Genomic DNA, 643 nt, shown 5'->3' with positions numbered 1-643 from the left:
TGACCGAAGAGGTCGTCGACGAGTTCCGTTCCCGGTTCGTGATCGAGCCGCTGGAGCCGGGCTTCGGATACACCCTCGGCAACTCGCTCCGCCGCACACTTCTGTCCTCGATTCCGGGTGCCGCTGTCACCTCGGTCCGGATCGACGGCGTCCTGCACGAGTTCACGACCGTGCCGGGTGTCAAGGAGGACGTCACCGACCTCATCCTGAACATCAAGTCCCTGGTCGTCTCCTCGGAGCACGACGAGCCGGTCGTGATGTACCTGCGCAAGCAGGGTCCGGGTGTGGTCACCGCCGCCGACATCGCGCCTCCGGCGGGTGTCGAGGTGCACAACCCCGATCTGGTGCTGGCCACTCTGAACGGCAAGGGCAAGCTGGAGATGGAGCTGACCGTCGAGCGCGGTCGCGGCTACGTCTCGGCCGTGCAGAACAAGCAGCAGGGCCAGGAGATCGGCCGTATTCCGGTCGACTCGATCTACAGCCCGGTGCTCAAGGTCAGCTACAAGGTCGAGGCGACCCGTGTCGAGCAGCGCACCGACTTCGACAAGCTGGTGGTCGATGTCGAGACCAAGCCCGCGATGCGTCCGCGTGACGCGGTGGCCTCGGCCGGCAAGACCCTGGTCGAGCTGTTCGGTCTCGCCCG

General features: G+C 65.9%; 1 protein-coding gene. It reads left to right on the top strand.

What is annotated here, in order from left to right:
* Positions 1-643 (top strand): DNA-directed RNA polymerase subunit alpha (locus PV342_RS40940; RefSeq protein WP_500321249.1); only part of this gene is annotated, 643 nt, incomplete at both ends.

Source organism: Streptomyces sp. PA03-3a, from assembly GCF_033792735.1.
Taxonomy (GTDB): Bacteria; Actinomycetota; Actinomycetes; order Streptomycetales; family Streptomycetaceae; genus Actinacidiphila.
This window is presented reverse-complemented; position numbering and strand designations above follow the sequence as displayed.